Raw genomic sequence first — 25,987 nt, 5'->3', positions numbered from 1 at the left:
GAAGCGCCTCCCCGAAACGCGCACTGCTCGTGATCGACATGCAGGTCGGGCTGTTTCATGGCCCCGATCGTCCGCATGACGGCGAACGCGTGCTGGCCAACATCCATCTGCTGATCAACGCACGTTATCGGTAGCACGATGCGTAACGCCAGCTATAAGACTCGCGGCGAAAAGATGAATGGGCGATGCACGGCAGCCATATAACGGCCTGCGGCAGGCCCGGCGCACCTCGATCTGCGCGCCGGCGCTGATGTGCACGTCATAATGATCCGGCAACGCCGTAAACGCAAAAAGGCACGGACCTTCATCGCCCATGCCTTTTTCCCCTACACGAACCACCTCACTCAGAACGTATGCATCATCCCCACATACGCACCGGTCTGCGACTCGCCCGTCATCGGACTCGTCCCTGACGTCGCATCGCGCGGCGACGCAATCAGCGAAAAGTTCGAATTCCCGCCATTCCGCACATACGCGACCGTCCCATACAGGAACGTGCGTTTCGACAGGTTGTACGTGGTGCCGAGCACGTACATGATCGCGTGACCCGACGGATCGTGCGACGCATCGCCGCCGCCGTCGCCCACCTTCACGTAGTACCCGCCGCCCGTCACCGCCCATTGCGGCGTCGCCGTATACGTCGCACCGAGCCAGTAATGATCGGCACGATCGGCCACCCCCGCCGGGCTGTCCGGCGCCTGGTAGTGCGTATACGCCCCCTGGATCTTGAACTTCGACACCTTCACGTTCGCCCCGACGAAGTACTCGCGCGACGCGGTGAAGATGTTGCTGAACTTGCCGTTGTTGTCGCGCAGTTCGTCGTAGATGCCGCGCACGTCGAGCACCGGTGAGTGGTACGAGATCATGATCCCGTCCGAGCGGCCGAAATCGTCGGCCGCACCGTAGTTGAACCCGCGCGACTGGTTGCCGAACGCGTATTGCGCCTGCACGTCGAAACCGCCGATCACCGGGCTGTGATATTCGATGTTGTTGCTGCTTTGCGGCCAGTTGCGGCCGCGCACGAGCGACGCCGACGAAAACGCCTGCTGGACGAACGGATCGAATTCCCACACGCCGTCGCTGTCGATGAACAGGTTGCGGCCGGCCTGCAACTGGCCCCACGTGTCGCTCTTCAGCCCGACGTATGCGCGCCGTGACCACATGCGCCCGCCGCCCGTCTGGCCGTTCATCACCTGGAACGCGGTTTCCAGGTTGAAGACCGTCGACAGCCCGCCGCCGAGATCCTCGACGCCCTTCAGCCCGAACATGCTGGTGCCCCAGTCGCCGCTTTCCGCGCTCCAGCGCGTGCCGCTGCCGCCGTTCGGCTTCGCGATGTGGTTCAGGTATTCGACGCCGCCGTCGATCCGGCCGTACAGCGTGACGCTCGTCTGTGCAAACGCAACCGCCGGCGTGGCGGCCGCAATCAGCCATGCGAAGTATTTGAGTCGCAAAATGATGCCCCCTCGAAGTCTCGACCGTCCGACGCGCGCCCCATGCACGCGCCTCGGGTCTGCTTAGCCGCGATCGATCGAAAAACGTCCGGGGCCGGCCGCGCAGAGCGCGAGCAAGCCGCCCGAGATCGCGATGTTCTTGTAGAAGTGAATCATGTTGTTGATCTGCTCGCCGCCCGTCATCGTCCAGTAGTGATGGCCGATGATGCCGGTGCCGATCGTATACAGCGCAAGCAGCAGCGCGAGCGCGCGCGTCTGGAAACCGACGAGGATCGCGATCCCGACGAACAACTCCATCACGACGGAGATCGCCGCCGAGATGATCGGCGCCGGCGCGCCCTCGCTGCCCATGAACGCGATCGTACCGGAGAAGTCGACAATCTTCTTCCAGCCGAACATCACGAACAGGATCACGAGCAGAATGCGGGACAGCAGCAGCAGCACATCGCGCTGGGACGCGAGAAACGGTTGATTCGGTGTCATGGTGTGATCAACGAAAACGATGCGCGCGCAACCGCACGCACCGGATTGCCTGTGAACCGGAGCGGGCGGCCATCCGCGCCGCCCGCTCCGCTCTGCAACAACCGGCATCGGGGCCCGCCCGATGTGCTGTGCTCCTCCTCTTTTATGTTGTCGCCCTGCTTCGTCGCGCGCCGCGTCAGCGCAGCTTCGCGACGTCCTGCTCGGTCACCTTCGCGGCCGGATTGCCGAACTGCCCGGTCAGGTAGTTCGTCAGCGCGGCGATCTGCGCGTCCGACAGCTCGTGGCGGAACGCCGGCATCCCGACGTCCTCGCTACCGGCCTTGCGCTGCACGCCGTTCAGGATCACCTGCACGAGGTTGGTCGGATTCGACGCGCCGACCGTCGAGTTGTGGAACAACGGCGGGTAGTAACCGTCCGGCGTGCCCTTGCCCTGCATCTGGTGACAGGTCGCGCAGTTGCCGAGATACAGCCGCGCCGGATCGACACCCGACGACGCGAGCGCGACGCCGCGCAGCTTCAGGCCGTCCTCGGCCGGCTTGCCCCACGACGAGCGCGACTGCTTCGCGTCGCCGCTGGCCACGGCCGGCACCGTACGGATGTACGTCGAGATCGCGCCGATGTCGGCTTCGGTCATCTTCGAGAAGCTGTGCTCGATCGCCTCCGCCATCGGGCCGGCTGCCTGCGCGAGGCCCGGCACGCTGCCGGTGCGCAGGTACTGGACGAGCTGCTGCTGCGTCCAGCCGCCGATCCCCGCGTTCGGGTCGGACGTGATGTTGTAGCCGTCCCAGCCCGCGAGCACCGAGCCCGACAGGAAGCTCCCGCCCGTTTCGTCGAGCGACTTCTCCTGCATCGCGATGCCGCGCGGCGTGTGGCACGTGCTGCAGTGCGCGAGGCCCTGCACGAGATACGCGCCGCGGTTCCACTCGGCGCTCTGCTCGGGCTTCGGCTGGTACACACCGTCCTTCAGGAACAGCCAGTTCCAGATCTTCAGCGGCCAGCGCATGCTCAGCAGCGCGGGGATCTCGTTCTTCGGCGGCGCCTGCTTGACCGGTTCGACGCCGTGCATGAAGTACGCGTACAGCGCCCGCACGTCGTCGTCGTTGATCTTCGCGTACGACACGTACGGCATCGCCGGATACAGGTTGTCGCCGTTCTTCGACACGCCGTGACGCACCGCGCGCTCGAAATCGTCGAACGTCCAGTTGCCGATACCCGTATCGGGATCGGGCGTGATGTTGCTCGTATAGATCTTGCCGAGCATCGGCACCGGCATGTCGAGGCCGCCCGCGAACGGCTTGCCGCCTTTCGCGGTGTGGCAGGCCATGCAATCGCCGGCGACCGCGAGGTATTCGCCGCGCTTGACCTGCGCCGGATCGGCCGAATCGGCCGCGCGTGCGAGGCCGGGCAACGCAAGGCAGCCGGCCAGGAGGAAGGTGAGAGTAGATTTCCGCACGGTCAGACTTCCTTCTTCAGCGTGTCCGACATCCGCAGCGCGAGCGCCGCGATCGTCAGCGTCACGTTCACCGTACCGACGGTCGGCATCGTCGAGCTGCTCGAGATGAACAGGTTCGGATGGTCGAACGTGCGGCAGTCCTTGTCGACGACCGAGTCGCGCGCATCCGCGCCCATGATCGTCGCGCCGGTGATGTGGTTGTTCGGCGCGAACTCGTCGTTGAAGACGACGTCGGTGCCGCCGAGCACCTTCGCGGCCGTCGCGTAGACCTCGCGCGTGTGCACGGCGCCGCGCTTCACGTAATCGTCGATCGCATACGTGATCTCGGGGCGCGGGATGCCGATCGCGTCGGTGGCCGTCTTGCTCGGCACGATGCGGTTCTCGGGCTGCGGCAGGATTTCGTGAAAGCAGTCGAACTGCACGTAGCGCGCGGAACGGTCGCGGATCTGCGCGTCGAGTTCCTCGTGCTTCATCAGCTTGCCGGCCTTGAAGATCTTCTGCGTCTCCTGGTTGATGCGCGACATGTTCGACAGGTGGATCTTCTTCGCGGCTTCGGTCGCGCGGAACGGGCCGTCGCGGAAACCGATCAGCGACGTCATCTCCTGCGGGCCGCGGCCCGGCCACAGCTTCTCGCTCGCGTAGAACGACACGCCGGTGCCCGGATGGTCCATCAGGTTGCGGCCGACCATGTCGGAGCTGTTCGCGACGCCGTTCGGGAAATCGCGGTTCGCGGACATCAGCAGGATCTTCGGCGTCTCGATGCCGTTCGCGGCGAGCACGAAGTACTTGCCCTCGACGCGATGGTCGGCGCCCGTCTTGTCCTTGTAGATCGCGGCGACGATGCGCTTGTCCGGCCCGGTCTCGAGCTTGTAGACCACCGCGCTGTCGATCAGCTTCGCGCCGGCCTGCTCGGCCTTCTCGACGTGGACGATGCCGTTGTACATCGCGCCGATCGGGCAGATCGGCATGCAGTTGTTGTTCCCGCAACAAGTCGGCCGGCCGTCGTACGGGCGGCTGTTGCGCGCGACGGGCTCGGTGACCACGTGGAACTTCGGGTCGTAGCCGTTCAGCGCGCTCTTGATGGTCTGCTCGTTGAACGACAACGGCAGCGGCGGCATCGGGTACGCCTGCTTGCGCGGCGAGTACAAATCTTCCTCGGGGCCCGGGCCCCACACGCCGAGCTCTTCCTCGGCACGCTGATAGTAATGCTCGAGATCGTCGTACTGGATCGGCCAGTCGCGGCCGACACCGTACACCGTCTTCATCTTGAAGTCGTTCGGGATGAAGCGCCACGCCGACGCGGCCCAGTGCCACGTCGTGCCGCCCACCGCGCGGATGTACTGCGAGTTGAACTTGTGCTCGCCCTTCAGGATCAGGTAGTCGTTCGGCGGGCCGTATTCCGGATGCGGGGCCCACGGGCTCGACGGGTACGGCGCCATGAAATCCGTCTTGTCGGGCTGGTTGCGAAAGCGCTCGACGATTTCCCAGCGCGGCATGCGCGGGCCGGCTTCCAGCAGGATCACGGACTTGCCCGCCATCGCGAGCTGGTGCGCGACGATCGCGCCGGCGACACCGGACCCGACGACGACGATGTCGGCCTTTTGCGTATCGGTATCGGCCATCAGGCTTGCCTCTCGATCGGTTTTTCGGCCCAGAAGCCGGGTTTGTTGGGGCAATACGAAGGGATCACGAGGGTATCGGACACCACGCTGAACATTAATGCTTCTTCGTAGGTAATCACGACGTCGTCGACGATGCCGAGATACCACGCGCCGAGAATCGTCAATGCGAGCGATTCCTGGTCGGGATTCAGCGAGCCGGATGCGAGCGCGCCGGCAAGTTGCGGCAGGCTGTCGGCCGTCTTGAACGAGCCCTTCTGCAAGGCCTGCAGATAGCGCTGACCGGTCACGCGGCTCAGCCCTTTCTTGCCGGTCAATGCTTCGGAAAGCGTCATGAACGTATCGAGCGGCGCGGTGCCGGGATCGTCGGCCAGGGCCCGCAACGCCAGCGAGCCGGTGAGGCCCGCCGCCGTCAGCGCCAGTGCGCCCTGCAGCCATTGACGCCGCGTGATGCCGGTTGCGGCTGCGTCGTCACGACGCGATTGGGGGGTGTTGTCGTTGTGCATGTTTCCTTCTCTCGAACACCGGATTCGGGAAAACCACGCTTGATATTTCTCAAACATTGGCGCGGACCTGAAATGTACGCGCACAAATCGAATCGAACAATCTTTTTATAGTTCATTAAATGTTCCGCAATCCGGCGTAATCGACATTTCGCTGCATTTTTGTGTCGTCGACGCGACAAATCTGCGGCACGCCTGCCCGTGTCGCGCGCCGACCACACACTGCCCCTGCACGCCGCGCTGCGCGCGCACGGCGGTCGGTTAGAATCCCGTGCAATCAAACAGAAAGCTTCCCTCCGAGGGCAATCGAGCGATGAAGCAACGCGACAAGCACAACAAACAAACCAACCAGACCAACCACACGATCCGGCTGCTCTGGCGCATCGGCGCCGTCGCGGCGCTCGGCGGCGCCATGGCGCTGTCGCTGCATGCGGGCGCGGCGCGCACGGTGAGCGTATCGCCGCAAGGCACCGTCACCGAAGTCCGGCAGAGCGTCGTCAAGTTCGACGAAGCGATGGTCGCCTTCGGCTCGGCCTCCGCGCCGAATCCGGCGCGCATGACCTGCAACGATTCGACGGCCGCGCGCGGCCAGGGCCACTGGCTCGACGACAAGACCTGGGTTTACGATTTCGAAAGCGACCTGCCGCCCGGCGTGCGCTGCTCGGTCGCGCTCAACGACACGCTGCGCTCGGTCGCCGGCAACGCGGTCAGCGGCCCCCGTCGCTTCACGTTCCAGACGGGCGGCCCGTTTCCGGTATCGGTGCGCCCCGGCTCGCGCGAGATCGAAGAGCGGCAGGTCTTCGTGATGAAGCTGAACGGCCCGGCCGAGCCGCGCTCGGCGCTCGCGAACATCTGGTGCGAAGCGGCCGGCATCGGCAACCGCATTCCCGTCACGGCGGCCGACGACGAGACGCGCAACGCGCTGCTCGATCACTTCGGCTGGAAGAAGGAAGCGGCGCGCGTGCTGACGCTGTCGTGCTCGCAGGCGCTGCCGGCGAGCGCGAAGATGCAGCTCGTGTACGGCAAGGGCGTCGCGAGCCCGAGCGGCATCGCGAACGACACCGAACGGCGCTTCGATTTCACCGTGCGCGCACCGTTCGCCGCGAGCTTCTCGTGCGAACGCGAAAACGCGAAGGCGCCCTGCACGCCGCTGCGCCCGCTCACGCTGTCGTTCAACGCACCGATCTCGCGCAAGCAGGCCGAAGCGATCAAGCTGCGCGGCCCCGACGGCTCGCTGTCGCCCACCTTCGCGGCCGACGATCGCAGCGAGGAAGTGACGACCGTCACGTTCAACCCGCCGCTGCCCGCGCAGGCCGGCCTGACCGTCGAGCTGCCGTCCGGCCTGCGCGACGTGACCGACCGGCCGCTGTCCAATGCCGACCTGTTCCCGCTCGCGACGCGCACCGCGCCGATGCCGCCGCTCGCCAAATTCTCGTCGGGCACCTTCGGGATCGTCGAGCGCTTCGCCGAACCCGATACGCCCGCGCTGGTGCCCGTCACGCTGCGCAACGTCGAGGCCGACCTGCATATCGCCGGCCTCAATGCGGGCGGCGCGCAATTCGCGAACCTGAAGGTCGAGAACGACACCGCGATCCGCCAATGGATGCGCACCGTCGATCGCTTCGACAACTGGTCGATGACGGCCGGCTCGATCGACGACCAGATTCCCGGCCTGCTGGAACGCAAGGGCCAACACCCCGTGTACGTGCCGCTCGAGGCCGGCGAAAAGCAGCCCGCGCCGAAGAACCGCCGCATCGACGTGCGCTCGCTGTCGCTGCTGACGGGCGAGCCCGGCGCGCAGGTGCTGACGCTGCCGAAGGCCGACCCGAAGACGCTGCGCCCGTTCGAGGTGGTCGGCGTGCCGATCGACAAGCCCGGCTTCTACGTGCTCGAACTCGCGTCGCCCGCGCTCGGCCGCTCGCTGCTCGCGAAGCCGTCGAGCATGTACGTGCGCACGACCGTGCTCGTCACGAACCTCGGCGTGCACCTGAAACAGGGCCGCGAGAACAACCTCGTGTGGGTCACGACGCTGGACAAGGGCAAGCCGGTGCCGAACGCGCAGATCCGCGTGTCGGACTGCAACGGCGACGAGATCGCGGCCGGCAAGACCGACGCGCAGGGCCTGCTGAAGATCGACGGGCCGTTCGAGCCTAAGCGCGCGTGCAACGCGTCGGAAACCTTCAACGACTATTTCGTATCGGCCCGCGTCGACGATCCGAAGACGGGCCCCGACATGGCGTTCGTCAGCTCGGGCTGGAACCGCGGGATCGAATCGTGGCGCTTCAACGTGCCGACCGACACCGACAGCGCGCCGACCGTGCGCGCGCATACGGTGTTCGACCGCACGCTGCTGCGCGCCGGCGAAACCGTGTCGATGAAGCATTTCATCCGCACCGAGACGCTGCAGAGCCTCGCGTTCCCGTCGCAATACCCGACGCGCGTGACGATCCGCCACCTCGGCACGGGCCAGACCTACAAGCTGCCGCTCACGTGGGCGGCCGACCACAGCGCGGACTCGCAGTTCACGCTGCCGGCCGCCGCGAAGCTCGGCGAATACGGCGTCGAGCTCGAAGGCGGCCCGGAAGATGCGCCGACCGCCACCTACTACAGCGGCAGCTTCCGCGTCGAGGCGTTCCGCCTGCCGGTGCTGAAAGGCTCGATCGGCGCGCGCGACGCGCAGAAAAGCCCGCTCGTCGCCGCGAAGGAAGCGCCGCTCGCGGTGCAGATCGACTACGTGTCGGGCGGCGGCGCATCGAACCTGCCGGTGCAGGTGTCGGCGCTGATGAAGTGGGCATCGCCGCCGTTCGCCGATCGTTTCGAGGATTTCAGCTTCACGCCGTATCGTCCGGACACGAACGACGGCAACGCCGACGACGATGCGCAGGACGGCGACAACACGTCGTCGTCGGCATCGAGCAACGATCCCGACGCGACGAAACTGATCGCCGACAAGCTGCCGCTGACGCTCGACCGCAACGGTGCGGGCACGGTCACGCTCAAGGGCCTGCCCGACGTCGACGCACCGAAGCGCATCTCGCTGGAGGCGACGTTCGCCGACCCGAACGGCGAGGTGCAGACGATCCGCGGCGACACGATCCTGTGGCCGGCCGCGGTGGTGGCCGGCATCAAGGCCGGCCGCTGGGTGTCGGTCGGCCAGCGCGTGCCGGTGCAGGCGCTGGCGGTCGACCTGCAGGGCAAGCCGCGTGCGTCGGTGCCGATCGAGATCAAGGGCATCGCGCGCATCACGACGTCGTCGCGCAAGCGCATGGTCGGCGGCTTCTATGCGTACGACAACAAGAGCGATACGCGCGACCTCGGCGTGCTGTGCTCGGGCAAGACCGACGACAAGGGCCGCATGGCCTGCGACGCGACGCTCGAGCAGGCCGGCAACGTGCAGCTGATCGCGGTCGCGAAGGACGGCGACGGCCGCACGTCGAATGCGTCGACGTCGGTATGGGTCACGCGCGAGGACGAACTCTGGTTCGGCGGCGACAACACCGACCGGATCGACGTGATCCCCGAGAAAACGTCGTACGAACCGGGCGAAACGGCCCGCTTCCAGGTGCGCATGCCGTTCCGCTACGCAACCGCGCTCGTCGCGGTGGAGCGCGGCGGCGTGATGGAAACGCACATCGTCGAGCTGAACGGCAAGAACCCGACCGTCGACCTGAAGGTCGGCGAATCGTGGGGGCCGAACGTCTACGTATCGGTGCTCGCGCTGCGCGGGCGGATTCGCGAGGTGCCGTGGTACTCGTTCTTCACGTGGGGCTGGAAGGCGCCGGTCGAATGGGCGCGCGCGTTCTGGCGCGAAGGTCGGCACTATGAGGCGCCGACCGCGTTCGTCGACCTGTCGAAGCCCGCGTTCCGCTACGGGCTCGGCGAGATCAAGGTCGGCACCGGCGTGCATCGCCTCGGCGTGACCGTGACGACCGACGCGACGCGCTACACCGTACGCGGCAAGGCGCAGGCGCACGTGAAGGTCACGCTGCCGAACGGCCAGCCCGCACCGGCCGGCACGCAGATCGCCATCGCGGCCGTCGACGAGGCGCTGCTCGAACTGATGCCGAACAACAGCTGGGACCTGCTCGACGCGATGCTGCGCCGGCGCGCGTACGGCGTCGAGACGGCCACCGCGCAGATGGAGATCGTCGGCCGCCGCCACTTCGGCCGCAAGGCCGTGCCGGCCGGCGGCGGGGGCGGCAGCGCGCCGACCCGCGAGCTGTTCGACACGCTGCTGCTGTGGAACCCGCGCGTGACGCTGGATGCCAACGGCAGCGCAACAGTCGAGGTGCCGCTGAACGACGCGCTCACGCGCTTCCGGATCGTCGCGATCGCGGCGGTCGGCCCCGACCGTTTCGGCACGGGCAGCACGTCGATCCGCAGCACGCAGGATCTGCAACTGATCTCCGGCCTGCCGCCGCTCGTGCGCGAAGGCGACGCGTTCCGTGCGCAGGTCACGCTGCGCAACACGACCGACCGCGCGATGCAGGTCGTCGTGACGCCGCGCGTGACGGGCCTCGACGTCGCGCCGCAGACCGTGTCGCTGGCGGCGAATGCGGCGACCGAGGTCGCGTGGACGATCACCGTGCCCGAGCAGGCGCTCGATGCGGCCGGTGCGCTGAACTGGCGCATCGAGGCGGCCGAGCAAGGCGGCAAGCGCGCGTCCGATGCACTGGCCGTCGCGCAGAAGGTCGTGCCCGCGCTGCCCGTCACGGTGCAGCAGGCGACGCTCGCACAGGTCGACGGCACGTTGACGGTGCCCGTCGCGGCCCCGGCCGGCGCGGTGAGCAACGCACAAGGCGCACCGCGCGGCGGCATCGCCGTGTCGCTGCAGTCGAAGCTCGCCGACGGCCTGCCCGGCGTGCGGCGCTGGTTCGAGCGCTATCCGTACCGCTGCCTCGAACAGCAGACGTCGCGTGCGATCGGGCTGCGCGATGCCGCGCAATGGCAGGCGCTGATCGCGCGCATGCCCGTCTACCTCGACAGCGACGGGCTGGCGAGCTACTTCCCGCCGTCGTCCGACGATTCGCACCACGGCAGCCCGACGCTGTCGTCGTACCTGCTCGTCGTGTCCGACGAAGCCAGCCGTCTCGATCCGCGCTTCGCGTTGCCGGAAGACCTGCGCACGCAGCTCGAGGCCGGGCTCGCGCGCTTCGTCGACGGCCGCATCGAGCGCAACGCGTGGGCGCCGCGCCAGGATCGCGACCTGCGCAAGCTCGCCGCGATCGAGGCGCTGTCGCGCTACGGCGCCGCACAGGGCCGCATGCTCGGTTCGATCGAGATCGCGCCGAACCAATGGCCGACGTCGGCGGTGATCGACTATCACGCGATCCTGACGCGCGTGAAGGACATCCCGCAACGCGACGAGAAACGCGCGCAGGTCGACCAGATCCTGCGGGCGCGCCTCACGTACCAGGGCACGCAGCTCGTGTTCTCGACCGCGCGCGACGACGACCTGTGGTGGCTGATGACCAGCAACGAGACCAATGCCGCGCGTCTCGCGCTGGAATTCGCGGGCGACCCGGCATGGAAGGATGAAATGCCGCGCGTGACGGCTGGCCTGCTTGCGCTGCAACGTCAGGGCGCATGGCAGACGACGACGTCGAACGCGCTCGGCCTGCTCGCGGTCGAGCGCTTCTCGCGTACCTACGAGAGCACGCCGGTCACCGGCGCGACGAAGGTGGCGCTCGGCGGCGACGCGCGCACGATCTCGTGGTCGCAGCCGGCATCGGCCGCGCCCGCCGATGCGCCCGCGTCGGCCACGCCGGCGACCCGCGCGGCCGCCGCGCGCAGCGTGCTGATGCCGTGGCCGCGTGCGTCGCAGGGGCCGGCCACGCTGTCGGTCACGCAGGACGGCACCGGCCGCCCGTGGGCAACCGTCGAGAGCCTCGCGGCCGTGCCGCTGCGCGCGCCGTTCGCGGCCGGCTACCGGATCACGAAGACCGTCACGCCCGTGTCGCCGGCCGTCAAGGGCGTGCTGACGCGCGGCGACGTCGTGCGCGTGCATCTCGACATCGATGCGCAGAGCGACATGACGTGGGTCGCCGTCAACGATCCGATTCCGGCGGGCGCGACGATCCTCGGGTCGGGCCTCGGCCGCGATTCCGAAGCCGCGACGCAGGGCGAGAAAACGCCCGACGGCGCATGGCCGACGTTCATCGAGCGCGACTTCGACGGCTACCGCGCGTATTACGACTATTTGCCGAAGGGCAAATTCTCGGTCGAGTACACGGTGCGGCTGAACAACGTCGGCACGTTCGGGCTGCCGCCGACACGTGTCGAGGCACTGTATGCGCCGTCCGTGTACGGCCTGTGGCCGAACCCGCCGATGACCGTGAAGCCGGCCGACGCGGGCAAGTAACGAGACCGCGATGATCGATCTGGCTTTGCCGCGGCCGGCGCGTTTCGCCGGCCGCGTATTCGTCGCCGTCGTGCTGGCCGCCCCGCTCGTCGCGCATGCGCTCCCCGGCTACGACGACGTGCGCCGCACCTGGCGCAGCTCCGACTGGGTGCTGCTCGCGCGCGACGGCACGCCGCTGCAGCGCACGCGCGTCGACCTCACCGAGCGGCGCGGCGACTGGGTATCGCTCGCCGACGTATCGCCCGCGTTCCGCGAGGCGATCGTCGTGTCCGAGGACAAGCGCTTCTACGAACACAGCGGCGTCGACTGGCGCGGCATTGCCGGCGCCGCGTGGGGCAACCTGTGGAACGAGCGCACGCGCGGCGCGTCGACCGTCACGATGCAGCTCGCGGGGTTGCTCGGCGATTCGCCGCGCCGCTCGGGCCAGCGCTCGCTGCCGCAGAAGGCCACGCAGGCCGTGAACGCGCTGTGGCTCGAACGCAGTTGGCGCAAGGACCAGATCCTCGAGGCCTACCTGAACCTGGTGCCGTTCCGCGGCGAGACGATCGGGCTCGGCGCGCTGTCGCAGGTGCTGTTCGGCAAGGCGCCGTCGGGCCTCGACGCGCGCGAGGCCGCGATCGCCGCCGCACTCGTGCGTGCGCCCAATGCGGCGCCGGCGAAGCTCGCCGAGCGCGCATGCCGGATCCTTCGCGACATGCAGGCCGGGCAGGCATGCGCGTCGCTCGACGGCTACGTGCAGCTCGTCGTCGCACGTCCGGCCAATGCCGTACGCGACGAGGGCGCCGCCCTCGCCCCGCACTTCGCGCGGCGCATCGCGGCCGAGGTCAGGCCCGCGGCCGGCGCGCAGGTCCGCACGACGCTCGACGCGCCGTTGCAGCGCTTCGCGCGCGACACGCTGATGCGCGCGCTGACCGAACTGAACGCACCCGCGCACCGGCGCAACGTGCAGGACGGCGCGGTCGTCGTGATCGACAACGCGACCGGCGAGATCCGCGCGTGGGTCGGCTCGTCGGGGGCGCTGTCGAGCGCGCGCGACGTCGATGCCGTGCTCGCGCCGCGCCAGGCCGGCTCGACGCTCAAGCCGTTCCTCTACGCGCAGGCGATCGATGAAAAGAGGTTGACGGCCGCGTCGCTGCTCGACGATGCGCCGATCAACCTCGCCGCCGGCGGCGGCCTGTACATTCCGCAGAACTACGACAAGGATTTCAAGGGCTGGGTGAGCGTGCGCAGCGCGCTCGGCGGCTCGCTGAACGTACCGGCCGTGCGCACGCTGGTGCTCGTCACGCCGCACCGCTTCGCGCGCACGCTGACCGCGCTTGGCCTGCCGCTCGCGCAGGAAGGCGATTACTACGGCTTCAGCCTCGCGCTCGGCAGTGCGGACGTCACGCTGCTGTCGCTGACCAACGCCTACCGTGCGCTCGCGAACGGCGGCGTCGCGCGCAAGGTCGTCGACCTGCCGGCCACGGCACCCGCGCCGGCAGCCGGCGCATCGGCATCTGCGCGGCCGGACGCCGGCACGCGCGTGTTCAGCGAGGCGGCCAGCTTCGTCGTGACCGACATCCTGTCCGACAACAACGCGCGCGTGCGCACCTTCGGCTTCGACAATCCGCTCGCGACGCGCTTCTTCTCGGCGGTCAAGACCGGCACGAGCAAGGACATGCGCGACAACTGGACGATCGGTTTCACGTCGCGCTATACGGTCGGCGTGTGGGTCGGCAATGCGGACGGCTCGCCGATGTGGGACGTGTCGGGCGTCACGGGCGCGTCGCCCGTGTGGTCGGCCGTCGTCGGCTACCTGCACCGCGACCTGCCGAGCCGTGCGCCGCGTGCGCCGGCCGGCGTCGAGACGCGCCGGATCGCGTTCGAGCGCGACATCGAGCCGGCCCGCAACGAATGGTTCGTCGCGGGCACGGCGGTCGACACGATCCGGCTCGCGGCGCCCGCCACGCCGGGCAAGGACGGTGCGCGTGCGCCGCTGACGATCGGCGCGCCGACCGACGGCACGATCTTCGCGATCGATCCGGACATTCCGCCGAAGAACCAGCGGATCTGGTTCGAACGCTCGGCCGGGCGCGCGACGAAGTTCGCGTGGCGGCTCGACGACAAGGTGATCGGGCACGCAGACCGCGTCGCGTGGCTGCCGTGGCCCGGCAGGCACCGGCTCGAGCTCGTCGATGCGCGCGGCAACGTCGCCGATGCGATCGGCTTCGAGGTACGCGGCGCGTTCGCGAAGCCGGCCGCGCGCAAGCCGTGAGGCGGCGGGCCGGTCTTGCTGGCCGGCTGCATTCGCTTTTACGCCGGTTCACGACATAGAATTACAGTAGCGTCGCATTCCCGATGCGCACCGGTTGCCTCATTCTCTCGATCGCCCGCGACCATGAACCTTCGCCTTACGCGCTTCACCCGCCCCGCGCTGGGCGCCTTGTGCGTCGCAACGCTCGCCGCCCTCCAGGCCTGCAACGGCGAAGCCTGCTTCGGCGTCGACGCGTGCTTCAACGACAACACGCAAACCGTCTCGCTGTCGGGTACGGCCGCGACGGGCGACGCGCTCGCGAGCGCGCAGGTGGCCGTCAATTGCGCGGCGGGGTCGGCCACGACGCTGACGGACGGCGGCGGTAACTACCGGGTGACGCTCAACGCCGCGCTGCCATGCGTCATCACCGTGGCGGCGGGCGGCGCGAGCCTGCATTCGCTCGCCTACGCGGGCGGCACCTTCAATACGACGCCCGAGACCGAGCTGATGCTCGTCTATCTCGCGGCGCAACTCGGGACGAACACGGCCGGGCTGATCGGCAATTTCCAGGGCACCCTGCGCTACCAGCGGGCGATGAACAGCCCGGACACCGTGCAGGCCGCGCAATCGGCCGTGGTGACGAACCTGCAGCAGCGCTATGCGGTCACGCTGGCCGCACCGGCGTTCCTGACCACGTCGTTCGTGGTCGGCCAACCGGGCGTCGACAGCGATCTCGTCGCGCTGGCCAAGGCTGGGGCGATCGATTCGAACGGACTGCCGGATCCGGTTGCCGTGTCGCTGTTGCAGCAGGCCGGCGCCGCGCATCCGCTGTAAGGAACACGAGACGAGACGGGACAGGAATCGACCGTCAGGCGTTCGCTTCGCGCGCGTCGTCGGCCAGCAGCGCCCAACGCTCGTGGTCGCGCCATTCGCCGCCGATGCGCAGGTAGCGCGGCGAAAGCCCCTCTTGCCTGAACCCGAGCCGTCGGACCAGCGCAATCGATGCATGGTTGCCGGGCTGGATATTCGCTTCGAGCCGGTGCAGCCCGAGTTCGCGGAACGCGACGTCGACCGCCGCGCGCACCGCGTCCGTCATCAGCCCCTTGCGGCTGAGATTCGCCATCCCGTAGTACCCGAGATAAGCGCTTTGAAACACCCCGCCGACGATCTCGTTGAGATTCACCACGCCGACCACCGCGCCCGACGCCCGCTCGCGCGCGACCAATCCGACGTTCGGCCCCGTCAGGCAGCGGGCGAACCATTGATCGAACCCGGTCTGGTCGATGAACGAATCGACCCACGGCATATGGTGACTCCGGCTCGCGCGGTTGGCGGCGATGAGGTCGGCGGCGTCGGACCGGGCGACGCGACTCAGCAGGATCCGGTTCATCAGTCGGTCGGTCGCGAGCCGGCGCTTACGCCGCCTCGCCGCTCCCGCACACGACCGGTGCCGCCTGCTGCCGCGACAGATGGCGCAGCAGCTTCGTCACCATCCACACGACGATGAACGACAACGCGACGAAGAACACCGCAAGCGGCGTCAGCACGCGAATCGACACGAAACCGGCCAGGCCCATCATCGCGGACGACACGAGCAGCAGCGCGCAGCCGAGAATCGCGCTCGTCAGGCCGGCGATATGCGGAAACAGCGAATTGCCCTTGGCCATCAGCGTCGGATACATCGCGCCCGCGCAGAAACCCATCACGAGCACCGGCGTCGCGAGCGTCCACACGCGCAGGCCGACGCTCAGCGCCAGCACCAGCATCGCGATCGACGCGCCCGCCATCACGCGCGCGCCGATGCGCAGCCGCTGCTCGGCGCTCGGCAGCCCGCGGCCGTGGATCCGGTTCGACAGGCCGCCGAGGAAATACATGAGGCCGATGCCGAGCGCGAGGTAGCCGAAGAAGGTCGGCGGCTTGTGCAGCGTGGTCTGCACCATGAATGGCCCGACGATGTTGAACACCAGCAGGATGCTGTAGCACAGCCCCTGTGCGAGGAAGCAGCTCTGGAACACGGGGCTCGCCAGCACCTTGCCGGTGTTCGCCATCAGCGTGCGCGGCTCGAGACGCACCGGCTTCGGCAAGGTTTCGCGGTAGCGCCACAGCAGCGCCCACATCGCCAGCGAGTAGACCAGCAGGAACACGAGGCACGCGCGCCAGCCGAACCATTCCTGCAGGTGCGCGCCGATCACCGGCGCGATGATCGGCGCCAGCCCCCATGCGATCGACATGTACGTGAACGCATGCATCAACGCCTGGCCGGAGAACGAATCGGTGATGATCGCCTTCGCCAGCAGGTTGGTGGTCGCGATCCCGAAGCCCTGCAGGCAGCGCGCGAGCACGAACGTCTCCAGGTTCGGCGCGCCGAGCGACAGCAGGCAGCCGATCGTGTAGATCACGAGCCCGAACGCGAGCACGCGCTTGCGTCCGTACGCATCGGCAATCGGCCCGAAGATCAGCTGGCCGAGCGCGTAAGCGGCCATGTAGCCGGACACGCTCGACTGGATCGCCTGCGGCGTGGTCGCGAACGAACGTGCCATGTCGGGCAGCGCGGGCACGTAGATGTCGATCGCGAGTTGGCCGGCGGACGCGAACAGGCAGATCAGGAACAGCAGGAAGCGCGGCGAATTCGACTCGCGCGCCGGAGTGAGCGTGGCGTTCATGACTGGGAAGGAGGTCGGGCAGCAGTGCCGCGCCGTCAATGTTCGTATGGCGAACATGCGTGCGGGGGTGGCGAATTCCGTATTGTGCCTGTTGTTGCACCGGGCGACAGGATTCCCCCTGGCGCGGGCGAGGTTGAATGCCGATCGCGGCACGTCCCGACATGCGCCGATCGGGCCGGCGGGCCGCGATTTTAATGTTGATTTAAGCCGACGGCCGCATTGTCTCGGATGGCTCACTCCGTGAGCCGTACGTCATTGTTGATTCGATCAGTCTCGTTCGATGGAGATACGAAGATGCGATTCCGTTCGTATATGGCGGCGGGCGCGCTGGCGCTGGTGCCCGTGTTCGCGCTGGCCGGGCAAGCCGGCGCGGCGGCCGCCGCCCAACCGATGTTCGTCAATGTCAACGGGCAGGCCGTGCCCGTGAAGGCCGAAACGCGGGTCGTCCAGACGGCCGTCGGCCCGATGAAGGTCAGCACGTGGAGCTGGCACAGCCCGCAAGGCGGCGCGAGCTTCGAGATGCAGACGGCGTCGTCGGGCGGCATGCCGCCCGCGGCGGCGTTGCGGCAAATCCAGGCCGCGCAGTACCGGATGCAGGCGGCGCAGGCGCAGATGGTCGCGATGCAGCAGCAGATGATGGCGCTCCAGCACATCGCGCTCGCCAACGCGTTCGCGATGCCGATGCCGCAGCCCGTCGGGTTCGCGATACCGGCGTGGGCCGCTCCTCAACCGGTGCTCGTCATCGTCCCGGCGCAGTCGCCGATGCCGTCGGCGGCCCCGGCAACGCCGGCCGCTCCCGTCGCACCGGCCGCACGCGGCCCGGAAATCAAGGCCTGACGCGGTTCGCGCCACTCGGCGCGCCGCGCCCGAACCGCCGGCACGTGCCGGCGGTTTTTCTTTGAGACGGCCGGATCAATACTGCGCCTGATCCGTCGGATTCTTGAACAACTGCTTCATCTCCGGCGACAGCGGATAGTTGAGGCTCACGCCCTTCGGCGGAATCGGCCGCATGAACCACTGATCGTAGAGCTTCTCGGCCGCGCCCGAGGTCTGCATCTTCGCGATCACGCCGTCGACGACGCGCTTGAACGCCGGATCGTCCCTGCGCATCATGCATGCGTAGTTTTCGTGAACGAGCGGCGTGCCCGCGACCGTATACGCGCCCGGGTTGCGGTCCTTCGCGATCTCGCCGTACAGCAGCGGCTCGTCCATCACGAACGCCACCGCGCGGCCCGTCGTGACGTTCATGAATGCTTCGGCGTGATCCTTCGCGCTGATGATCGTCATGTTCATCGCCTTCTCTTCGTTCAGCTTGCGCAGCAGGCGCTCGTCCGACGTGCCGGCCGTCGTCGCGACCGTCTTGCCGGCCAGGTCCGCGAAGTCCTTCACGCCCGAATCCTTGCGCGTGCTGAAGCGAATGCCGTACAGAAAGATGCTGTTCGAGAACGCGGCCTGCTTTTGCCGCTCGAGCGTGTTCGTCGTCGACCCGCATTCGAAGTCGATCGTCCCGTTCTGCAGCAGCGGAATGCGGTTCTGCGACGTGATCGGGATTTCCTTCACCGCGAGGTTCGGCAGGTTCAGATCCGTCTTCAACTGGTCGATGATGCGCGACGCGATGTCCCGCGAGTAGCCGATGTTCTTCTGCTGGTTGTCCGAATACGAGAACGGCACCGACGACTCGCGAATGCCCAGCGACACGACGCCCGTGTCCTTGATCTTCTTCAGCGTACCGGTAAGGGCCTGCGCGTGCGCGGCGCCGGCCAGCGCACAGGCCAGCGCGACAGCCAGCCAACGGAAGCGGTGATCCATGCTTTTCTCCTGAAGAAACCTTGATCGAATCGCGATCCTACGCCTGACAAAATTCGCCCCGCATCGGGGAAAGCGTCAAGCGCCCTCAGTCACGCGCCTCACCGTGAGGCATCGTTTCCGCGACGCGCAAAAGCGCCTGCGGCGCACGTTTCGCCGGCTCCCTGCCTGCAATCTTGCACCCCATGAACAACTCGCCCGTTCCAAACGCGCGCTCATGCTGCAAGACAGCATCGCAATCGTTTGCGTCTCGCGCCTTTTTCGCACAAAACATACTCAAGAAGCCGCCTCATCAGCCGTTACCCAATGCATGGCGCGTCGCAGCAGCGCTGCGTGCGCCCGACAAGAACAAGGTCCGGTTTACGCCGGACCAGGCACCACCACCGGCACGACGGTTATCTACGAGGATCGACTTTCAACATGAAAGCCAAACGCTTCAATTTCGCGCTGGCCCGTTCGGCCCATGCGCGCATGCTCGCCGGTATGCTGTCCGCCGCCGCGCTCCTGCCCCTCGCCGGTTGCGGCGGAGGCGGCGGCGGCGGCAGCGACCCGTCTCCGTCCAACGCGTCACCCGCACCGGCGCCCGCGCCGACGCCCGCTCCCACGCCGGCACCCGCGCCCGCCCCGACCACTCCGCCGGCGTCGTCCGGCGGCAATGCGTGCTCGTCGCAGCAGGCCGCCGTGCAGATGGCCGCGCAGACGGCGCCGGTCGAGCCGCCGGTCGATCACCTCATCGTCAAGCTGAAAACGCTGACGGCCACGCGGGCGATGGCGGCCGTCGACGACGGTTCGAGACTCGACGCGGTGATCCAGCGCGCGATGACGCGCTGGACGGCGCCGGTGACCGGCAGCGCACGCGCGTACGCGAGCACCGTCGCGCAAACGCCGGTGAACGTTCAGGTCGAGCGAACGATCTCGAACGGCGCGGCCGTGCTGTCGCTCGGCCAGCGCATGGCCGCCACCGATGCCGCCGCGCTCGCACAGGCGTTCGCGGCCGACAGCGACGTCGACTACGCGGAACCGGATCACCCGATGCAGATCCGCGACACGCCGAGCGACCCGCTCTACAACCAGCAGTGGTACCTGTCCGATCCGACCGCCGGCATCAACCTGCCGCCCGCATGGAACGTGACCAAGGGTTCGCCGACCGTCGTCACGGCCGTGCTCGATACCGGCTACCGGCCGCACGGCGACCTCGTCGGCAATCTGATACAGCAAGGCTACAACTTCATCAGCAACATCAACACCAGCAACAACGGCTCGACGCGCGGCCCGGACGCAACCGATCCGGGCGACTGGGTCACGCAGCAGGAACTCGACGACGTCAACGGCCCGTTCTATCACTGTGCGAGCCAGCCGAGCAACAGCAGCTGGCACGGCACGCGCGTGATGGGCGTGATCGGCGCGACCGCCAACAACGGCACCGGCGTCGCCGGCGTGTCGTGGCTCGGCCAGATCCTGCCGGTGCGCGTACTCGGCAAGTGCGGCGGCGTGACGAGCGACATCGCCGACGGCATGCGCTGGGCAGCCGGCATTCCGGTGTCCGGCGTACCGACGAACCCGCGCCCGGCGAAGATCATCAACCTGAGCCTCGGCGGGGTCGGCGCGTGCAGCACGACGTTCCAGCGGGCGATCGACGACGTGACCGCGAAAGGCGTGACCGTGATCGTCGCGGCCGGCAACGACGGCCTGTCGACCGGGCTCGACCAGCCCGCGAACTGCCGCGGCGTGATCACCGTCGGCGCGACCGACGCGACGGGCCGACGCGCATCGTTCAGCAACTTCGGCGCCGACGTCGCGCTGAGCGCACCGGGCGTCAACATCCTGTCGACGTCGAACGCCGGCACGACGACGCCGGGCTCGGACACCTATGGCCCCGCGACCGGCACCAGCCTCGCGACGCCGCAGGTGACGGGGGTTGCCGCGCTGATGCTGTCGGTGAACGGCAACCTCACGCCCGCGCAGATCATGCAGAAGCTGCAAGGCGGCACGCGCGCGGCGAAGCTCTCGGCCGGCACGTCGTGCACCGCGATGCCGGCAGGCTCGGGCATCCTCGATGCAGCGGCCGCCGTCGCGACCGCGAACCAGTAACCGGCATCTCGTTCGACGCGGCCGCGCGCATGCCGACAAGGTGTGCGCGCGGCTGTTTCATTGCGGGTTGTCGGGCGCGACCGCGAACATGCACCCACGCGATCAAGCATCTCGAAATAACGCCCGACAAAAGGGTTGACGCTTCGCACGGCGAGCCATTACCATCGCCCCCGTCTAGTTACATGGAGTGTTCTGTGAACACCGATGCGAGTTGTAGTTGGTGCATGACCAACTTGACTGCTGCCTGAGGAAAACGCGCAGAGCCTCGTCTTCTGCCGCATCCCGGGAAGCAGGATGCGGCGCCCTTCCGGCCTGACTACCGGCCCGATCTCCCGCCGAATTTTCGATGTTGTCGAATGCACGCGACGCGCCGTCGCGCGTGTGCGTTCGTGCCGCGCGCGGCGCCAGCCGCGTGCGCCCTCCGTTCGCGTGCCGTCCGGCCGCGCGCCTCGTGGCGCGCGCCGCTGCCGATCGCCCGTGCCGACCATTCGCAACCGACAGGAGTGCAGATGAACTCAGACGACAGTAGTCGATTACCGCTCGCCGGTGCGACGCCGCGCATCGACACGCCGTGCGCCGCGCGCGCGCCGGCGAGCGTTCCCGCCTTTACCGATCCACAGCCGATCGCGCCTGACGCGACGCGGCGGGGAGCGTTCGTGCGTCGATAACGTCACGGCCGCTCCCCGCCCGCCGCCTCGTGCGCAAGGAGCGACTCATGACGACACGACACAACACCTCGCACAACAAACAGCGCGGCTTCATCAAGGCCGGCGCCGGCCAGCAGAACGAACCGCGCATCATGCGCGCCGCGCGGGAAGCGGCCCGCCCGCTCGAAGACACGCTGAAGTCGCTGCGCACCAGCACGCGCGGCCTCACCTACGATCAGGCCGCCGACCGCCTGCAGCATGACGGCCCGAACGAAATCGCGCACGACAAGCCGCCGCACTGGACCCGCCAGTTGCTGCTCTCGTTCCACAACCCGTTCGTCTACGTGCTGCTGGTGCTGGCCGCCATCAGCTTCTTTACCGACGTCTACTTCGCGGCGCCCGACGATCGCGATTACGTCGGCATGACGATCCTGCTGACGATGGTCACGATCAGCGCGCTGCTGCGCTTCGTGCAGGAATTCCGTTCGCTGCGCGCGGCCGAGAAGCTCAAGGCGATGGTTCGCACGACGGCCACCGTGCAGCGCGCGGTGACCGACACGGCCGAGCCGTCACGCCGCGAAGTGCCGATGCGCGAGGTCGTCGTCGGCGACATCGTGCATCTTTCCGCCGGCGACATGATCCCCGCCGACGTGCGCCTGCTCGCGTCGCGCGACCTGTTCATCAGTCAGGCCGTGCTGACCGGCGAGGCGCTGCCGGTCGAGAAGTACGACACGCTCGGCGCGGTGGCCGGCAAATCCGCGGGCGCGCCCGCGGCCGGCGCGGCCAACGACGCACCGGCGTCGCTGCTCGATCTCGAGAACGTCTGCTTCATGGGCACCAACGTCGTCAGCGGCACGGCGACGGCCGTCGTCGTCGCGACCGGCGAGGACACGTACTTCGGCTCGCTCGCGCGCAACGTCGTGAGCCACAAGCGCATCGAGACGAGCTTCGACCGCGGGGTGACGAGCGTGAGCTGGCTGCTGATCAAGTTCATGTTCGTGATGGTGCCGATCGTGTTCATGATCAACGGCCTGACCAAGGGCGACTGGCTGAGTGCCCTCACGTTCGCGCTCGCGGTGGCCGTGGGCCTCACGCCCGAGATGCTGCCGATGATCGTCAGCGCGAACCTGGCGCGCGGCGCGGTCGCGATGGCGCGCCGCAAGGTCGTCGTCAAGCGGCTGAACTCGGTGCAGAACTTCGGCGCGATGGACGTACTCTGTACCGACAAGACCGGCACGCTCACGCAGGACAAGATCATCCTCGAACACCACCTCGACCTGTCCGGTCACAAGAACGAGGACATCCTGCGGCTCGGCTGGCTGAACAGCTTCCACCAGAGCGGCCAGAAGAACCTGATCGACATCGCGGTCGTCGCGCGCGCCGACGAGATCGGCGAACGCGTGAAGCCGCAGGGTTACAAGAAGATCGACGAACTGCCGTTCGATTTCGTGCGGCGCCGCCTGTCGGTCGTCGTCGAGGACACGCGCGGCACGCACCTGCTGATCTGCAAGGGCGCGGTCGAGGAAATGCTGGCGGTCTCCACGCACGTGCAGGACGAAGACGGCGTGCGCCCGCTCGACTTCGTGGCCCGCAAGCGATTGCTCGAACAAGCCACCGCGTACAACGAGGACGGCTTCCGCGTGCTCGTGCTCGCGACGCGCACGATCCCGCGCGGCGACGAACGCGCGCAATACCGCACCGCCAACGAACGTGATCTCGTCGTGCGCGGCTTCCTGACCTTCCTCGATCCGCCGAAGGAATCGGCCGCGCCGGCGCTCGCCGCGCTGCGCGAGAACGGCGTCGCGGTGAAGGTGCTGACGGGCGACAACGCGACCGTCACGATGAAGGTGTGCCGCCAGGTCGGCCTCGCCCCGGGCAAGCCGATGCTCGGTACGGAAATCGACGCGCTCGACGATGCGACGCTCGCGCAGGCGGTCGAACGCACGACCGTGTTCGCGAAGCTCACGCCGCTGCAGAAGGCGCGCATCGTCAAGGCGCTGCAGGCGAACGGCCACACGGTCGGCTTCCTCGGCGACGGCATCAACGATGCGCCCGCGCTGCGCGACGCGGACGTCGGCATCTCGGTCGACAGCGGCGCCGACATCGCGAAGGAAACCGCCGACATCATCCTGCTCGAAAAGAGCCTGATGGTGCTGGAGGAAGGCGTGATCAAGGGCCGCGAGACGTTCGGCAACATCCTGAAGTACCTGAACATGACGGCCAGCTCGAACTTCGGCAACGTGTTCTCGGTGCTCGTCGCCAGCGCGTTCCTGCCGTGGGAGCCGATGCTCGCGACGCAACTGCTCGTGCTGAACCTGATCTACGACACGTCGCAGATGCTGCTGCCGTGGGACAGGATGGACCCCGAGTTCCTGAAGAAGCCGCGCAAGTGGGAAGCCGGCAACATCGGCCGCTTCATGCTGTGGGTCGGGCCCACGTCGTCGGTGTTCGACATCACGACGTACGTCCTGATGTGGACCGTGTTCGGTGCGGGCGCGCTGTATCACCTGAACGGCGGCGCGAGCGGCCAGATCGTGATGAATTCGGGCTGGTTCATCGAGAGTCTCGTGTCGCAGACGCTCGTCGTGCATCTGCTGCGCACGCAGAAGATCCCGTTCCTGCAAAGCACGGCGTCGCTGCCGGTGCTGCTGTCGACCTTCACCGCGATCGCGATCGGCTGCTGGCTGCCGTTCTCGCCGTTCGCGGAGGCGATCGGCTTCATGCACCTGCCGGGCACCTACTGGCTGTGGCTCGCCGCGACGATGGTCGGCTACATCGTGCTCGCGCAGATCGTCAAGACGATCTACGTGCGCCGCTACAAGCAGTGGTTCTGATGGCGCGCCGATGACGACGTGCCGGCCCGTGCACTACCCGCGCGGGCCGAACGACCCGACCTGCCGTCGTTCGGTGATGAACGGGCCGCCTCAGCGGCCCGTTTTTCATTCATTGGGCGTCGTTCGCGCCGAACAGTTGCGCGCACACCGCGCGCCCTTCGTCGGTCAGCGTCGCGCTGCCGGTACCGTCCTCGTTCAACGTCGTCGCGCTCAGGCCTGCTGCGTCCAACTGCGTGAGCACGCGCCGCAGCGTGCTCATCGGCAGTTGCGTGCGCTTCGCGATCTTCGACAGCGACCACGTCTTGCCGGCCGGATCGCTCGCGGCTTCGTTCAGCGTCGCGAGCGTGGCGACGAGTGCGGGATCGAGCGGGAATTCGTCGGATTCTGAAGTCATCGGTTCGGGTTCGTCGGCCGGCGTCGGGCCGGCATGCATGGAGAAAACGATCGCGGACACTATACGCCGCGTCACGCGCCCTTGAGCGCCGCGCGCATGAACGACACGAAACGCGCGGTGACGGGATCGTCGCGCTCGGACCGCCATGCGAGCCCCACGCGCCACTTCGCGTCCCGGCCGTCGAGCGGCAGCACCGTCGCGTCGCGCAGCAGATACCGCGCGCTCGACGGGATGAACGCGACGCCGACGCCGGCCGCGACCGACGTCAGCACCGACTGCACGTCTTCCGCCTGCTGCATCACGTGCGGCACGAAGCGGCGCTCGACGCACCACCGGTCGATCTGCGCGGCCAGCCCCGGGCCGCGCGCACGCTGCAGCGCGATGAAGCCGATTTCATTGAGCACGTCGAGGTTGGCTGGCACGCGCTTGAAGCCGAGATGCGGCGGCACCGCGAGCGCGAGCGCCTCGTCGGTCACCTTGAACGACGACAAGCCTTCGTCGGAAGGCAGGCGCAGGAAACCGGCGTCGAGCTTGCCGGCGCGCAGCCGGCGCGTCTGTTCGGACGACGACAGGTCGCTCAGCGTCACCGCGATACCCGGATTGCAGCGACGGAATTCGGCGATCAGTTTCGGCACGAGCGTCAGCACCGACAGGCAGATGCCGAGCCGCAAATGTCCGCGCTGCCCGCTCGTCGCTTCCCGCGCACGCGCCAGGATTTCGTCGGCATCGCGCACGAGCGCCTGCGCGTCGGGCAGGAAGCGTTCGCCGAACGGCGTGAGTTCCGCGCCATGCCGGCCGCGCTCGAACAGCTTGCCGCCGAGGCTCGCCTCGAGTGCGCCGATCTGCTTGCTGAGCGCGGGCTGGCTCATGTGCAGTGCATCGGCCGCACGGCTGAAATGGCACAGCTCGGTGACCGTCAGGAACGTGCGCAGCAGTTTCAGTTCCATTCTTTCGTGGAATCGTAACGATTGAAATATTCATTTTACCGATCGAACGCAATGGCGTTCAATACGGACATGCCCTTCCCGGAACCCACTTTCATGTCCGTCGATCAAGCTGCCGACTGCGTAGCCGAGCCACCATGCGATGTCGCGGACGCAAACGCATGCGTCGTCGCCGCCGATACGCGCGCACCGAAACGTCGTACCGAACGCACCGACGGGCGCAGCCGCCGCTTTCGCTTCGGCGATGCGCTGGACGACACGCCGCCGCGCGCGGTGACGGGTTCGATCGCGGTCAGTTTCGCGGTCGTGTCGCGGCGAAACTGGCCGCGCTGACCCGCACATCTGCTCGCCTTCTGTTCGCGTTCTGTCCCACGCGCACCGCTGCCCGACAATTCGAAAACGATCGGAATCCTCCCGTATCGCGCGTCATTGCGCGTCATCGAATCGTCATCGCTCCGCGATCGACCGTATAATTTCCCGCACCCGCCGACCGCCCATGCATCCG

Annotated in this window: 17 protein-coding genes; 7 read left to right on the top strand and 10 right to left on the bottom strand. The window is 67.7% G+C overall.

Annotated features, from left to right (window positions below; translation table 11 throughout):
• Window positions 1–344: 344 nt before the first annotated feature.
• The 5 genes from LGM42_RS01425 to LGM42_RS01405 all read right to left on the bottom strand — a co-directional run bounded on the left by LGM42_RS01425 (window position 345) and on the right by LGM42_RS01405 (window position 5,512).
• Entirely contained in the window at window positions 345–1,451 is a 1,107-nt protein-coding gene (locus LGM42_RS01425) for a porin (RefSeq protein ID WP_226231377.1), read from the bottom strand.
• Window positions 1,452–1,514: 63 nt separating this feature from the next.
• The gene (locus LGM42_RS01420; RefSeq protein WP_060310849.1) at window positions 1,515–1,934 is read right to left on the bottom strand and encodes a DoxX family protein; all 420 of its coding nucleotides are present in this window, start codon (window positions 1,932–1,934) and stop codon (window positions 1,515–1,517) included.
• 175 nt (window positions 1,935–2,109) lie between these two features.
• The gene (locus tag LGM42_RS01415) at window positions 2,110–3,387 is read right to left on the bottom strand and encodes a c-type cytochrome (RefSeq protein WP_226231376.1); all 1,278 of its coding nucleotides are present in this window, start codon (window positions 3,385–3,387) and stop codon (window positions 2,110–2,112) included.
• 2 nt (window positions 3,388–3,389) lie between these two features.
• Window positions 3,390–5,009, bottom strand: a complete 1,620-nt coding sequence (locus LGM42_RS01410) for a GMC family oxidoreductase (protein ID WP_059585012.1) — start codon at window positions 5,007–5,009, stop codon at window positions 3,390–3,392.
• Complete coding sequence (locus tag LGM42_RS01405) at window positions 5,009–5,512, bottom strand: sugar dehydrogenase complex small subunit (RefSeq protein WP_059639572.1); 504 nt, start codon at window positions 5,510–5,512, stop codon at window positions 5,009–5,011. The genes LGM42_RS01410 and LGM42_RS01405 overlap by 1 nt, the downstream gene beginning before the upstream one ends.
• 310 nt (window positions 5,513–5,822) lie before the next feature.
• Here LGM42_RS01405 and LGM42_RS01400 point away from each other — a divergent pair, with 310 nt between their 5' ends.
• The 3 genes from LGM42_RS01400 to LGM42_RS01390 all read left to right on the top strand — a co-directional run bounded on the left by LGM42_RS01400 (window position 5,823) and on the right by LGM42_RS01390 (window position 14,937).
• Window positions 5,823–11,870, top strand: a complete 6,048-nt coding sequence (locus LGM42_RS01400; protein ID WP_226231375.1) for an alpha-2-macroglobulin family protein — start codon at window positions 5,823–5,825, stop codon at window positions 11,868–11,870.
• A 10-nt stretch (window positions 11,871–11,880) separates the two neighbouring features.
• Window positions 11,881–14,124, top strand: coding sequence for a penicillin-binding protein 1C (pbpC, locus tag LGM42_RS01395; protein WP_060310846.1), 2,244 nt, complete (start codon window positions 11,881–11,883; stop codon window positions 14,122–14,124).
• Between the two features lie 123 nt (window positions 14,125–14,247).
• Window positions 14,248–14,937, top strand: a complete 690-nt coding sequence (locus LGM42_RS01390) for a hypothetical protein (protein WP_059585008.1) — start codon at window positions 14,248–14,250, stop codon at window positions 14,935–14,937.
• 34 nt (window positions 14,938–14,971) lie between these two features.
• On the opposite strand, the gene LGM42_RS01385 is transcribed toward LGM42_RS01390, so the two are convergent.
• Window positions 14,972–15,493 (bottom strand): GNAT family N-acetyltransferase, encoded by a 522-nt coding sequence (locus tag LGM42_RS01385; RefSeq protein ID WP_226231374.1) that lies wholly within the window; start codon window positions 15,491–15,493, stop codon window positions 14,972–14,974.
• Window positions 15,494–15,518: 25 nt separating this feature from the next.
• Window positions 15,519–16,766, bottom strand: a complete 1,248-nt coding sequence (locus LGM42_RS01380) for a multidrug effflux MFS transporter (RefSeq protein WP_226231373.1) — start codon at window positions 16,764–16,766, stop codon at window positions 15,519–15,521.
• Between the two features lie 294 nt (window positions 16,767–17,060).
• On the opposite strand from LGM42_RS01380, the gene LGM42_RS01375 reads away from it, so the two are divergent.
• Window positions 17,061–17,603 carry a hypothetical protein gene (locus LGM42_RS01375; RefSeq protein ID WP_226231372.1) on the top strand — a complete coding sequence of 181 codons (543 nt, stop codon included), beginning with the start codon at window positions 17,061–17,063 and terminating at the stop codon, window positions 17,601–17,603.
• A gap of 75 nt (window positions 17,604–17,678) precedes the next feature.
• On the opposite strand, the gene LGM42_RS01370 is transcribed toward LGM42_RS01375, so the two are convergent.
• Entirely contained in the window at window positions 17,679–18,575 is an 897-nt protein-coding gene (locus LGM42_RS01370; protein ID WP_059585004.1) for a glutamate/aspartate ABC transporter substrate-binding protein, read from the bottom strand.
• A 417-nt stretch (window positions 18,576–18,992) separates the two neighbouring features.
• On the opposite strand from LGM42_RS01370, the gene LGM42_RS01365 reads away from it, so the two are divergent.
• Together LGM42_RS01365 and mgtA are read left to right on the top strand one after the other, a co-directional pair.
• Complete coding sequence (locus tag LGM42_RS01365; protein ID WP_226231371.1) at window positions 18,993–20,663, top strand: S8 family peptidase; 1,671 nt, start codon at window positions 18,993–18,995, stop codon at window positions 20,661–20,663.
• A 715-nt stretch (window positions 20,664–21,378) separates the two neighbouring features.
• Window positions 21,379–24,144: a magnesium-translocating P-type ATPase gene (gene mgtA, locus LGM42_RS01360; RefSeq protein WP_226231370.1), complete on the top strand. Its 2,766-nt coding sequence runs from the start codon at window positions 21,379–21,381 to the stop codon at window positions 24,142–24,144.
• A 109-nt stretch (window positions 24,145–24,253) separates the two neighbouring features.
• Here mgtA and LGM42_RS01355 read toward each other — a convergent pair whose 3' ends face one another.
• Window positions 24,254–24,538, bottom strand: coding sequence for a transcriptional regulator (locus tag LGM42_RS01355; protein ID WP_226231369.1), 285 nt, complete (start codon window positions 24,536–24,538; stop codon window positions 24,254–24,256).
• A 71-nt stretch (window positions 24,539–24,609) separates the two neighbouring features.
• Window positions 24,610–25,485: a LysR family transcriptional regulator gene (locus LGM42_RS01350; RefSeq protein ID WP_059585000.1), complete on the bottom strand. Its 876-nt coding sequence runs from the start codon at window positions 25,483–25,485 to the stop codon at window positions 24,610–24,612.
• Window positions 25,486–25,536: 51 nt separating this feature from the next.
• Between LGM42_RS01350 and LGM42_RS01345 the strand changes: the two genes are divergently transcribed.
• Window positions 25,537–25,815, top strand: a complete 279-nt coding sequence (locus tag LGM42_RS01345) for a hypothetical protein (protein WP_059584999.1) — start codon at window positions 25,537–25,539, stop codon at window positions 25,813–25,815.
• Window positions 25,816–25,987 lie beyond the last annotated feature (172 nt).

The organism is Burkholderia sp. AU39826, assembly GCF_020419965.1.
Lineage (GTDB): Bacteria > Pseudomonadota > Gammaproteobacteria > Burkholderiales > Burkholderiaceae > Burkholderia > Burkholderia semiarida.
The sequence above is the reverse complement of the archived record's forward strand: the minus strand, read 5'-3'. Positions and strand labels throughout refer to the sequence as shown.